Origin of the sequence: Aeromonas sp. HMWF015 (assembly GCF_963878965.1) — a bacterium.
GTDB lineage: Bacteria > Pseudomonadota > Gammaproteobacteria > Enterobacterales > Aeromonadaceae > Aeromonas > Aeromonas veronii.
Genome location: NZ_CAWNZT010000383.1, coordinates 1 through 1,481, shown reverse-complemented (window position 1 = coordinate 1,481; position 1,481 = coordinate 1). Strand labels below are relative to the sequence as shown.

1 protein-coding gene is annotated in these 1,481 nt (G+C 56.5%); it reads left to right on the top strand.

Annotation, left to right across the window (positions count from 1 at the left end; genetic code table 11):
- Positions 1-412: 412 nt before the first annotated feature.
- Positions 413-1,297, top strand: a complete 885-nt coding sequence (locus AACS18_RS19785) for a DMT family transporter (RefSeq protein ID WP_108613096.1) — start codon at positions 413-415, stop codon at positions 1,295-1,297.
- Positions 1,298-1,481 lie beyond the last annotated feature (184 nt).

The window sequence follows — 1,481 nt, the reverse complement described above, 5'->3', positions numbered from 1 at the left end:
GCATGGGTATGCTCCTAAATAGATTGGTTAAACGAGATAGCACTCGACCAACCTTTTAGCAGCGACCATGCCACTTTTTTATCCATTATTTATCAAACACTTACATTCCACCAGTTCTTGTTCAATGCACAAACACGCAATAAATTGCCTAGGGCAGTGTATTTAATCGTGATTGCTTGCCCAATCAGTATAAATAACCAGCCAACGAGCAAGAAGTTGCTCTAAATAATCATTTCCTCTTTGCAGGGCAAGCTTTCAATCCCTTGCCGGTGCTAATTTTCCACTAGCTAAGCATGCTCGGACAGAACAACCAACTTGCAAGTCATCGCCCGCCTCGAAACTGTTTGTCGGTTGTCACTCTGTTAGACTGCACACTTTTCTGTTGCTCATTCATCTTGCAAAGGAGTGTTGGATGTCCGGATGTTCCTGGTGGGATAGATCCACCGGTTTTGCCTTGCTGACCATTATGCTGTGGGCTTCACTGGCGGCGCTGACGTCACGGGTCACCAGCGTGTCACCACTGGTGCTGGTCGGGCTGGTGCTGTTTTTCTGCGGGGTTGGGGCCTTGCCGTTTTGGCGCCAATGGCGTGCTCGCCCTATTACCTGGCTGGTGACGGTTACGGCACTGCTACTCTACCATCTGCTGCTTTTTATGAGCTTTCGCCATGCCCCGGTGCTGGAGGCAAACCTCATCAACTACCTCTGGCCGCTCTGCATCATTCTGTTCACCCCGCTGTTGTTGCCCGGCCATCCACTCCATGCCCGTCACCTGCTGGCTGGCGCCTTCGGTCTGGCGGGTTCCATGCTGGTGATGGTCAATGGCGAGCTGCAACTGCAGCAGGCCTATCTGTCGGGATACCTGTTGGCGCTCGGTGCAGCTGTCGTCTGGGGGGCCTATTCGGTGCTATCACGCCGTCTGCCACCAGCCCCTGCCGTGGTCACTGCGGCAGCCTGCCTGCCCGCTGGTTTGCTGGCTCTGCTGCTCGCCCGTCTGCTGGAGGGGCCCCTGCCACTCGCGCAGATCCCCACCAGTGACTGGAGCCTCATCATCGGGCTGGCGCTGGGCCCGATGGGGGCGGCCTTTGTGACCTGGTATCTGGCACTGCGAGACGGCGATCCACGCCGGATCGGTGCCCTTGCCTACCTGACACCGCTGCTGAGCACCTTGCTGCTGGTGTTGCTCAATGGAGAAGCGCTGACCTCGCGCCATCTGCTGGCCGGTGCACTTATTATGGGAGGCGCCCTGCTCGGTATGCTGGGCCAACGCAACAGCGCTCAGGTATCCCGAGCCAGTTAAACCGGCAAGATAGGGCTACCTGACCCTGCTGTCATAAAAACGCCATCATCCCTGTTTAGGCTCTGGCCACGCTCCCCCATGGTCTGTGCTGACAGGAATTACCCCGTGAAAATCGCCCATTACGCCACCCTATCCTCCCTTGTTTTGTTACTGGTTGCGGGAGGACAGGCGCTGGCCCTCTACC

What these genes read in the sequence shown, in the direction of transcription:
- AACS18_RS19785 (WP_108613096.1), top strand. Translation starts at nt 413, where the DNA reads ATGTCCGGATGTTCCTGGTGGGATAGATCCACCGGTTTTGCCTTGCTG.